12 protein-coding genes are annotated in these 8837 nt (G+C 70.0%); 7 read left to right on the top strand and 5 right to left on the bottom strand.

The genetic code is table 11. The annotated features are described in order from the left end of the window. Positions 1–122 precede the first annotated feature (122 nt). From Mterra_RS16150 to Mterra_RS16140, 3 genes are all read right to left on the bottom strand, one after another. Positions 123–1235, bottom strand: coding sequence for a type IV pilus twitching motility protein PilT (locus Mterra_RS16150; RefSeq protein ID WP_176582545.1), 1113 nt, complete (start codon positions 1233–1235; stop codon positions 123–125). An 88-nt stretch (positions 1236–1323) separates the two neighbouring features. Further along, the gene (locus tag Mterra_RS16145) at positions 1324–2271 is read right to left on the bottom strand and encodes a GGDEF domain-containing protein (protein WP_218022952.1); all 948 of its coding nucleotides are present in this window, start codon (positions 2269–2271) and stop codon (positions 1324–1326) included. Between the two features lie 205 nt (positions 2272–2476). After that, positions 2477–3538 carry a M28 family peptidase gene (locus Mterra_RS16140; RefSeq protein ID WP_245971665.1) on the bottom strand — a complete coding sequence of 354 codons (1062 nt, stop codon included), beginning with the start codon at positions 3536–3538 and terminating at the stop codon, positions 2477–2479. Between the two features lie 69 nt (positions 3539–3607). Between Mterra_RS16140 and Mterra_RS16135 the strand changes: the two genes are divergently transcribed. Further along, complete coding sequence (locus tag Mterra_RS16135; protein ID WP_027893982.1) at positions 3608–3886, top strand: hypothetical protein; 279 nt, start codon at positions 3608–3610, stop codon at positions 3884–3886. 42 nt (positions 3887–3928) lie between these two features. Here Mterra_RS16135 and Mterra_RS16130 read toward each other — a convergent pair whose 3' ends face one another. Both Mterra_RS16130 and Mterra_RS16125 read right to left on the bottom strand, forming a co-directional pair. After that, positions 3929–4354: a c-type cytochrome gene (locus tag Mterra_RS16130; RefSeq protein ID WP_119316096.1), complete on the bottom strand. Its 426-nt coding sequence runs from the start codon at positions 4352–4354 to the stop codon at positions 3929–3931. Positions 4355–4456: 102 nt separating this feature from the next. Next, positions 4457–4774 (bottom strand): DNA-binding protein, encoded by a 318-nt coding sequence (locus Mterra_RS16125; protein ID WP_119316094.1) that lies wholly within the window; start codon positions 4772–4774, stop codon positions 4457–4459. A gap of 203 nt (positions 4775–4977) precedes the next feature. Here Mterra_RS16125 and Mterra_RS16120 point away from each other — a divergent pair, with 203 nt between their 5' ends. From Mterra_RS16120 to Mterra_RS16095, 6 genes are all read left to right on the top strand, one after another. Continuing rightward, a complete protein-coding gene (locus Mterra_RS16120) occupies positions 4978–5538 on the top strand; it encodes an OsmC family protein (RefSeq protein ID WP_119316093.1) in 561 nt (186 codons plus the stop codon). 12 nt (positions 5539–5550) lie between these two features. Further along, positions 5551–6291, top strand: coding sequence for a cupin domain-containing protein (locus tag Mterra_RS16115; RefSeq protein ID WP_119316092.1), 741 nt, complete (start codon positions 5551–5553; stop codon positions 6289–6291). Positions 6292–6447: 156 nt separating this feature from the next. Next, positions 6448–6705 carry a sulfurtransferase TusA family protein gene (locus tag Mterra_RS16110; RefSeq protein WP_119316091.1) on the top strand — a complete coding sequence of 86 codons (258 nt, stop codon included), beginning with the start codon at positions 6448–6450 and terminating at the stop codon, positions 6703–6705. Between the two features lie 14 nt (positions 6706–6719). After that, entirely contained in the window at positions 6720–7082 is a 363-nt protein-coding gene (locus Mterra_RS16105; protein WP_218022951.1) for a DsrE family protein, read from the top strand. Between the two features lie 117 nt (positions 7083–7199). Beyond that, a complete protein-coding gene (locus Mterra_RS16100) occupies positions 7200–7967 on the top strand; it encodes a methyltransferase domain-containing protein (RefSeq protein ID WP_119316090.1) in 768 nt (255 codons plus the stop codon). Positions 7968–8025: 58 nt separating this feature from the next. After that, the coding region (locus tag Mterra_RS16095) for an AfsR/SARP family transcriptional regulator (protein ID WP_119316089.1) at positions 8026–8837 on the top strand (812 nt) is incomplete at its 3' end.

The raw sequence follows: 8837 nt of genomic DNA, 5'->3' as shown, positions 1-8837 counted from the left end.
TTGTCACCCCCCTTAGCAAGGGGGGCCGGGGGGAAGGGACGGGGTGGGGTAAACCACGAGCCCTTGGCCTTTGGCTGACGGCTAACCGCTGAAAGCTGACCGCTGAGGGCCAATAGCCTTCCTCAGTACGCCCTTCCCGTCGCCTTGGTGAGCAGCAGCTTGAGCTCGTGGGGGCTGGTGGCGGTGAGTTCGGCGTCCTCGAGGGTGATGAGGCCTTCCATGTAGAGCTTGGCGAGGTGCTGCTCGAAGGTTTGCATGCCGCGCAAGTTGTCCTGGGCCATGAATTCGCGGATCTGGGGGGTTTTGTGCTCGTCTTTGACGAGCTCGCGGATGAGCGGGGTTGCCAGCAGCACCTCCAGCGCCAGCACCCGGCCCTGGCCGTCTACGCGGGGCACCAAGCGCTGGGAGAGGACGCCCAGCAGCGACTCGGCCAGCAGGATGCGGATCTGGGTGTGGTCTTGGGGGGGGAAGAAGTCGATGATGCGGTTGATGGTGCGGATGGCGTCGAGGGTGTGGAGCGTCGAGAAGACCAGGTGGCCGGTCTGGGCGGCCATGATCGCGGCCTCCACGGTCTCGCGGTCGCGCATCTCCCCGATGAGGATGACGTCGGGGTCCTGGCGCATGGCGTACTTGAGGCCGGTGAGGAAGGAGTCGGTGTCCACGCCCACCTCGCGCTGCACGACCAGGCTCTTCTTGTGCTTGTGCAGGTACTCGATGGGGTCTTCGATGGTGATGACGTTCTTGGCCGAGTGGAGGTTGATGTAGTCAACCATGGCGGCCAGGGTGGTGGTCTTGCCCGAGCCGGTGGGCCCGGTGACGAGCACCAGCCCGCGCTCCTGGTTAGCCAGGTTCTCCATCACCTCTTTGGGCAGGCCCAGCGCCTCGAAGCCGGGGATGGCCTCGGAGACCACCCGGATCACCATGCCCATGCAGCCGCGCTGGTGCATGAGGTTGCAGCGGAAGCGGGCGAGGCCGGGGAGGGTGAAGGCGAAGTCGAGCTCCTTGCGGTACTCGAGCTCCTCCTGCTGCTCGGGGGTCATCAGCGCCTTGGCCACCGTCTCGATGTCGGCGGGGTTGAGCACCTTGTTGTTGAACGGCTTGAGCTTGCCGTACACCCGCATGGTGGGCGGGGCCCCGGCTTGCAGGTGAATGTCCGAGGCCTGGGCCTGCACCATGGCCTTGAGCATGTCGAGGATCGAGGTGGATTTAGAGCTCATCAGGGCTACCTCGGCCATAGGCCAATGCTAGTTCAGGCTACCGTGGGCCTCTGCGGTTCTTCACAAGCGGGGGAGTGACCTTAATTTTGGATTAAGGAAGCGGGCCTCAGTTGGCGTTCTCGCCGCGCATCTCCAAATTTCTGGTGTATTTCATGCGGTACATGGCGGCGTCCGATTTGACCAGCAGCGCCTGGAGGCTCTCCCCCTCCTGCGGCCGCACGCAGCCCACGTCGCCCTGCACCTCGACCACGCCCGCCGAGGTCTGGAAGGGGTGGCCGAAGACGCCCATCAGCCGCTCGAGCAGGTCCGGGGAGGCGCTCGCCACCACGAACTCGTCGCCGCCGTAGCGCACGACCAGGTCGGTGCGGCGCACCGCCCCCTTGAGGCGCTCGGCGACGCTGCGCAGCACCTCGTCCCCGACGGTGTGGCCGTGGGTGTCGTTGATGGCCTTGAAGTTTTTGAGGTCCACGAAGGCCAGCACGAAGGGCTTGCTGCCGCGCAGCCAGTCGCTCAGCCGGCCCAGCCCGGCCCCCCGGTTGAGCGCCCCGGTGAGCGGGTCGCGCTCGCCGATGTAGCGCTCGAGGTGCAGCCCGTGGGAGTTGAGCGCGAAGACGAGCAGCCCTATGGCGTGGGCCAGCAGGTAAGGCACGTAGCCCGGGTAGCCGTAGCCGACCACCACCAGCACCGCGGCCGCCCCCAGGTAAGGCGCCACCTCCCAGCGGCGCACCCCCCGGTCGTTGCCCGCGACGACCGAGCTGTAGAGCCAGATGTACACCATGAACACCATCGGGCTCTGGCTGCCGCCCGCCAGGCGCAGCACCCAAGCCAGCAGCACCAGGTCGCCGAAGAAAACCAGGTCGTCGAGGAAAACCCCTTTGCGCCGGTAATGCCAGTAGTTGAGCGCCTGCTGGGCGAAGGAGAGCATGAGAATAGGCAGCAAGTCCGTCAGGCCGACGGGAACCCCCCCAATTGCACCGAGGAATACCAATCCTGCCGCGAGCACCGTCCGTGCCCACACCCCGTTGAGCCAGCCCTGGAAAATCAGGGAACGCATTTCGCCTATTCTAGTTGCCTCCACGGAATCTTTGCACGCGACGTAGACCTTTCGCCAGGCCCAGCCCGTAGGCCGAGCCGGGAGGGCGTGTGGCTAGCGGTCTGTCGAGGGTCGAGGGTCCAGGGTCCAGGGCCAAAGCGTCTCGCGTTTTGCGTCTTGCGTTCGGCGTTCGGCGTACGCCGCACGACCTGCGCCCGGCGTTCGCCTACCCTCGAGCCCCCAGCAAACTATGGACCAGCTTCAAAGCGTACTCCCGGGTCTGCTCCACGTCCTCCCAGCGCACGTTCGCCGCGACGTCGCTGGGCCAGTGCCAGTTGGGGATGACGCCCTCCTCGAGCCGGATCAGGGTGAGGCAGGGGTTCTTGGGGAAGGCGCGGGTGTCGAAGTAGGCCAGGCGGTACTCGAGGGGCCGGGCGCCGGGCAGGGCGCGGGCGGCCTCGAGCAGCTCCCCCGCGTAGGGCCGGTAGCCCAGCATCCCCTCCCCTACCGCGTAGAACAGCGTGCCCCGGCCCACGTTGTCGAGGTTGAGGATGAGCGCGCCGGCGGGGATTTCGCCGCCGCGGGCCAGGGCCAGCGCCCCCTTGGCCCCCACCTCCTCGCAGCCGGTGAGGGCCAGGACCACCCGCCACCCGGGGGGCGCCTGCCGGGCCAGCTCGTCGAAGAGCGCGGCCGCCACCGCCACGCCCGAGGCGTTGTCGTTGGCGCCGTTGACGTAGGGGGCGGTGAGCTCGCGCCACAGCAGCAGGGCGGCCTGCGCCAGGAAGTACAGCCCCACCGCCTTCCCCAGCCAGGGCACCAGCAGCACGGCGGGCGGCAGGGCGAAGGCCAGCGCCGCGTTGAGCAGGAAGTTGGCCCGGAAGCCGCGCACCCGGCGGGGGTCGTAGATGAACCAGGTCTTGGCGCTGTCGTAGTGGGCCATCAGCACCAGCGTCCGGCCGTCGGCCCCGGCCTCGGCCAGGAGGTTTTGCGAGGGGTGGCGGTCGAAGAGCGCGGCCCAGGGGGTCCACACGCCCCGGAAGTGGGCCCAGAAGGCGAGGGCGCCCAGCAGGGCCAGCCAGAACAGCCCGGAAACGCCCCCCGCCCCCAGCACCAGGCTCACCGCCAGCAGCTCCCAGCCGTAGCTCCGGGGCGCCCGGAAGGGCTGGGCCCGCACCGCGTGGCCGCGGGCCTCGAGCCACCCCCGCAGCAGCCCCGCCGCGCGGGCCTCCATCGCGGTGGCGCTGCCGCGGTGGGGCAGGGCGCACAACGCTTCCCAGAGTTCGCGCACCGCTCCAGTGTACCGGGCAATCCGCCGCGGCCGACAGTGAGGGGCCGGGCGGTGGGGTAAACTGCCGCCATGGGCAAGAAGCGCCGCGAAGAGAAGCTCCGCCGCAAGACCAACCAGCGCCCCCCGCTGACCCTCAAGGAGGCGTTCAAGTTCTTCCCCGGTCTGTTCCTGCGCACCTTCTTGGTGCTGACCCCCGTGACCCTGGCGATGGTGCTGCTGGCGAGCCTGGGCCTCACCTTCTTCAACAACTTCTTCGTGCAGATCGCGGTCTACCTGGGCGTCTACTTCGCGTTCCAGCGCTTCATCATGGGGCCGCTGTACCGCCGCCCCACGCCGCGGTCGAAATAGCCGGAGGCGGGCTTCGCGCCCGCCTCCGCAGCTCGGGGCGGCCTACCTGAGGCCCAGCTTCTGGCGCTCCGCCGCGACCTGGGCGGGCGTCAGCTTCTTGGCGCGCTGGGCCTTGACCTCGGCGGCGGTGAAGGCCTTCTGGCCCTGGGGCAGCTTGTTGCCCCAGCTCGTGCTGACGTGGTTGAGCACGGCCGCGGCCTGGTTGTCGGAGAGCTGCGCGAAGGCGGGCATGGCCCCGTTGTAGGTCTGGCCCTTGACCTTGATCGGGCCCTGGAGGCCGTAGAGCACGACGTGGATCAGGTAGGCACGGCCGCCCTTGGCGGCGAGGATGGCCTGCACGTTCCCGGCCAGGGGCGGGAAGGCGCCGGGGATGCCCTGCCCGGTGGTCTGGTGGCAGCCCTGGCACTGCTGGTACACCGTAGCCCCGGTGGGGGCGGTGTTCTGAGCCACTACGCCGATGATCACCATGAACACGAGCAGCGGTAAGAATCGCACGTCCCACGCTCCTTTCGACACCGGGAAGCTACCGGCCCAAGCTGATGCCCGACTGACCTGGGCCTAAGCCACGGCTTAAAGGGCGGTTCCCAGCCCGCCCAAAACCTCCCCGGCCCACTCGCGCCCCGTGTCGCCGCCCCACAACAGCCAGGCGATGTAGGCGTCGCTGGGCTCCTGTCCCGCCCCGGGCGGCTCGGGTGCGTCCTTGGCGTGGCGGGAGAAGAACTGGGCGAGGAGCCGCACCTCGTTGAGGCTCATGGGGCGGCCCATCGCCAGCCGGCGGGCCACCTCGAGCCCCGCCTCGCTGCCGCCGCGCCCGTACCTCCTGCGCAGCTCGAGGCCTTTGCGGGCCGCGTCACGCACGGCCTGGGGGGCCCTGTAGTCGTGTGCCACGGTCGCTTCCCTCCCGCTACGCCATCATGGGAAGCCTGCCTGACCTCAGGCTTCTTGGGGTCTGAGCCCCGGCTGAGCCGCAGCTCGCGACCCGCGCCAGGCACGGCAGCAGTGAGGACGGGATGGCTACGGGAAGGTCCTGGGAAGGGGGCCCGCTCCAGACTGAGGCCGGTGGGTGAAACCCCACCCCGAAGGAGGAGCACATGGTCACGCAAAACCGGATCAACGGCGTGGACGTGGACAGGCTCGTCGCCACCGTACAGGCCATCCAGGCCGACCCCAACCTGGCCCGCTTCCGCTTCCGCGCGCACACCGACTGGGTCTCGGGGGGCAACGCCAAGACCCGCATCCAGGGCTTCTACGGCGCGGGGCAGGAGGACACCTCGAGGGCCGCCCCCTTCACCCTCGAGGGCGACGAACCCCCCGTGCTGCTGGGGAGCAACAGGGGCCCCAACGCGGTGGAGGCGGTGCTGCACGCCCTGGCCTCCTGCCTGGCGGTGGGGTTCGTTTACAACGCCGCCGCGCGGGGGATCAGGGTGGAGGCGCTGGAGTTCGACCTCGAGGGCGACCTCGACCTGCAAGGCTTCCTGGGGCTCTCCGACGAGGTGCGCCCCGGCTACGAGGGCCTCACGGTGCGCTACCGGGTCAAGGCCGACGCCCCCAGGGAGAAGGTCGTCGAGCTGTGCGACTACGTGCAGAAGACCTCGCCGGTGCTCGACATCATCCGCAACCCGGTGCCGGTGAAGGTGGTGCTCGAGGGCTAAGGGGGGGTGTCCATGACCGGGAATCTCAGCAAGGCTCTTTGGGGCGCGCTGCTCGTCCTGGCCCTGGCCCAGGCCCAGGCGCAGCAGCTCCCGCCGGGGCCCAAAGCGCTGGTGTCCAACACCTTCGCCGACGCCCACCGCTTCGACCTGGTCCAGATCGTCCTGGACTTCGCGCCGGGGGCCTGGACCCCGCTGCACACCCATGGGGGCGTGGGGTACGTCAGCGTGCTCGAGGGCACCATGACCGTGAAGGAACAGGGCAAGACCACGACCTACAAGGCCGGGGAAACCTGGGTCGAGCACCCCGGTACCGCCGCCGAAGTGGGCAACGCCACCCAAGCCAGGGCCCGGCTCTTCGTCTCCTTCCTGTTGCCCAAAGGGGCGGCGCTCACCCTGGTAGTGCCCACCGCCACTGCCGGGCAGACCCTCCCTCCCGGGCCGACCACGCTCTACCAGAGCCGCTTTGAGGGCGTGAGGCTCCCCGCCGAGTTCGACGTGGTTCAGGTGGTGCTGGACTTCGCACCCGGGGCCTGGACCCCCGAGCACACCCACGGCGGTGTGGCCTACGTGACGGTGGTGGAAGGCAGCCCGGTAGTGCGGGAGAAGGGGAGCGAGAAGGCCTACAAGGCCGGAGAGAGTTGGGTGGAGATCCCTGGCGAGTACGCCGCGGTAGGCAACCCCGGTTCCGGCAGGGCCGTGATCGCGGTGACCTTCCTGCTGCCCAAGGGTGCCGGGCTCACCACCACCCGCTAGCCGCCCCCTCAGGGATTCGCATGAACGGCAGGAACCGGGTTGACGGGCCCCGGCTGCGCGGCGGTATACGGGCGCGGCCCGGTTCCGGCTCAGGGTTAGCGGGCCGTGCGGGAAAGGGTATACTGCATTTCTCAGCCAATTGTCGGGGAGGTAACCATGGCGAACGTTCCGACGCCCGACGCGGTCCTCGAGGCCACCGAAGCCGCCGGCTACGAGGGCGCGATCTGCGCCACGCTGACCCCGCTGATCCGGCGGAGGCTGGATGACCTCGCCAGCGGCCAGGTCCTGGAGATCCGCACCGACGACCAGAGCGCCAGGCTCGACGTGCCTTCCTGGTGCCGGCTCTCCGGCAACCCCCTGGTAGCCACGCTCGAGGAAGGCCCCCTGATCCGGTTCCTGATCCGCAAGAAGTAGAGGAGGTGTGGATCATGGCGAAGATTCTGGCGCACTGTACCCACGGCAAGGACGACCCTGAACGGGCCATGCTGCCTTTCATCGTGACCAACGTGGCCGCTTCGGCGGGGCAGGAGGCGGTGGTGCTGCTGACGATCGAGGGGGTCTGGCTGGCGACTAAGGGCTACGCCGACGGCGTCGAGAAGCCGGGCTTCCCGCCGCTGCGGGACACCTTGAACTCCCTCCTGCAGAACGGCGGGCAGGTGTGGGCCTGCGGGACCTGCACCAAGCCCCGCGGCATCACCGAGGCCGACCTGATCGAAGGGGCCAAGATCGTGACCGCGGCCTACGTGGTGGAGTACCTGGCCCAGGGCGGGGTTTCGACCCTGGATTTCTGACCGCGTTTTCGGCCACCACCCGCCGGTCCCCGGCGATGCCGGCGCTCGAGCGGGTGTTACCCCGCACGACCTGGCAGGTCGTGCCGGGCATTGGTGGAAGCGCTCTGAGGAGGAGCTATGATCGAGGTTGACCGTGAGGAACTGCGGGCCAAGGTGCAGGCGGTGTACCGGAAGGTGGCCGAAGAGCCCCGGGGGGGGTTCCACTTCGAGCTGGGCCGGGGGCTGGCCCTGAAGCTGGGCTACCCCGGGGAGTTGCTCGAGCAGATCCCGCCGGAGGCGCTGGAGTCCTTCGCCGGGGTGGGCTACCACCTCGACCTCGCCGCCCTAAAGCCCGGCGAGGCGGTGCTGGACCTGGGCAGCGGCTCGGGCACCGACACCTTCGGCGCGGCGGTGCGGGTGGGCCCGCAAGGCCGGGCGGTGGGGCTCGACATGACCGAGGCCCAGCGGCAGAAGGCCCACGCGCTCAAGGAGCGGGCCGGCTTCGCCCAGGCGGAGTTCTGCCCCGGCTACATCGAGGAACTGCCCTTCGCCGACGGCTCCTTCGACGCGGTGATCAGCAACGGGGTGATCAACCTGGTGCCGGACAAGGCGCGGGTGTTCCGCGAGGCCGCCCGCGTGCTCCGGCCGGGAGGGAGGCTGGCGGTCTCCGACATCGTCAGCGAGCTCGAGATGCCCCTCTCCATCACCTGCAACAGCAGCCTGTGGGCCAGTTGCATCGGGGGGGCCATGCAGCAAGACGCCTACCGCCGCGCGGTCGAGGAGGCGGGGCTGAAGGTGGTGGCCTGGCGCGAGAACCCGCAGTACGCCTTCCTCTCCAAAAGCGCCCAGGGGGCCAGCCGCACCTACGGGGTGAAGTCGGTGTCGCTGCTGGCGGTCAGAGGCTAGGCCTCCCCCTGCGCCCCCGGCGCCTCGAGGTGTAGCCTGGAAGGGCGGAGGTACGCCGATGTCCACCCCTCTCGAGGCGGTCGAGCTGCGCGTCTTGGGGGGCTTTGCGGTCCGGGTGGGCGGCCTCGAGGTGGCCGAGGAGGCCTTCGAGCGCCGCAAGGCCCGGAGCCTGCTGAAGCTGCTGGCCCTGCAGGAGGGCTACCGCCTGCGCCGCGACGAGGCGCTGGAGGCGCTGTGGCCCGCGCTCTCGCCCCCGGCCGCGCTGAGCCAGCTTTACAAGGCGGTGCACCAGGCCAGGGCGGCCCTGGCCTCCGTGAACCCCACCGTCTCCCCCGAGGAGCTCCTGACGCTCAAGGACGAGGTGCTCGCGCTCCAGGCCCCGGGCGGGGTGCGCAGCGACCTCGAGGCCTTCGAGGCCCAGGCCAAGGCCGCCCTGGCGGGCCGGCGGGCGGAGGCGCTCGAGCGGGCCCTGGCCGCCTACGGCGAGTTGCTCCCGGCCGACCGCTACGAGGAGTGGACCCTCGAGCGGCGCGAGGCTCTGCAGGAGCTGCAGGCCGCGCTGCTGCAGGCCCTGGGGGAGGCCCAGCTGGCCCAGGGCCAGCTCGCCGAGGCCGCCGAGGCCTTCCGGGCGCTGCTCGAGCTCGACCCCGCCCGCGAGGAGGCCCACCGGGGCCTGATGCAGGTCTACGCCGCGCAGGGGAGCCGGGCCCGGCTCGAGCGCCAGTACCGCCGCTGCCGGGAAGCCCTGGCCGAGGAGCTGGGCGCCGAGCCCAGCGCGCAGACCCAGGCCCTCTACCGGCGCCTCCTGGCCGCCCCCGCCCCCGCCCCGGCCCGGGAGGCGCCGGTAGAGGGCCTGGGTCTGCGCGCTGG

The sequence above is a fragment of the Calidithermus terrae genome (assembly GCF_003574345.1).
GTDB classification, from domain to species: Bacteria; Deinococcota; Deinococci; order Deinococcales; family Thermaceae; genus Calidithermus; species Calidithermus chliarophilus.
The sequence above is the reverse complement of the archived record's forward strand: the minus strand, read 5'-3'. Positions and strand labels throughout refer to the sequence as shown.

Coding starts and splice junctions, on each gene's coding strand:
- Mterra_RS16135 (WP_027893982.1), top strand. CDS start 3,608: ATGGGCAAGAAGCGCCGCGAAGAGAAGCTCCGCCGCAAGACCAACCAG.
- Mterra_RS16115 (WP_119316092.1), top strand. CDS start 5,551: ATGACCGGGAATCTCAGCAAGGCTCTTTGGGGCGCGCTGCTCGTCCTG.
- Mterra_RS16120 (WP_119316093.1), top strand. CDS start 4,978: ATGGTCACGCAAAACCGGATCAACGGCGTGGACGTGGACAGGCTCGTC.
- Mterra_RS16105 (WP_218022951.1), top strand. CDS start 6,720: ATGGCGAAGATTCTGGCGCACTGTACCCACGGCAAGGACGACCCTGAA.
- Mterra_RS16130 (WP_119316096.1), bottom strand. CDS start 4,354: ATGGTGATCATCGGCGTAGTGGCTCAGAACACCGCCCCCACCGGGGCT.
- Mterra_RS16145 (WP_218022952.1), bottom strand. CDS start 2,271: ATGCGTTCCCTGATTTTCCAGGGCTGGCTCAACGGGGTGTGGGCACGG.
- Mterra_RS16100 (WP_119316090.1), top strand. CDS start 7,200: ATGATCGAGGTTGACCGTGAGGAACTGCGGGCCAAGGTGCAGGCGGTG.
- Mterra_RS16150 (WP_176582545.1), bottom strand. CDS start 1,235: ATGGCCGAGGTAGCCCTGATGAGCTCTAAATCCACCTCGATCCTCGAC.
- Mterra_RS16110 (WP_119316091.1), top strand. CDS start 6,448: ATGGCGAACGTTCCGACGCCCGACGCGGTCCTCGAGGCCACCGAAGCC.